At 55.6% G+C, this 266-nt stretch carries 1 protein-coding gene; it reads right to left on the minus strand.

Translation table 11 applies throughout. From position 1 onward, the window contains the following. Positions 1-266 (minus strand): hypothetical protein (locus SB749_RS19715; RefSeq protein ID WP_410711796.1); only part of this gene is annotated, 266 nt, incomplete at both ends.

The raw sequence follows: 266 nt of genomic DNA on the forward strand, positions 1-266 counted from the left end.
GCCGCGCGATATGCATCGAATTCGGCTGCGACACGATGCGCTTCGGCGAGCACGTATGACGCCCGATCGAGAGTTGAAAGCCGTGCGATAAGGTCAGTCCGGTCGAATCCCGCGACGAGATTCGGAAACCGGAACTGCAGGGTGTGCTCATAGCCGACTACGTATGCGTCGTCCTCTGCGGTCAGATCTAGATAACGCATACCGTCAACGTCATATACGTACGGGAAGATGCTCAAAAGCCGCTCACGAAATTCCGGATAGGTGAT

Origin of the sequence: Brevibacterium sp. SIMBA_078, from assembly GCF_046534565.1 — a bacterium.
Classification (GTDB): Bacteria; Actinomycetota; Actinomycetes; order Actinomycetales; family Brevibacteriaceae; genus Brevibacterium.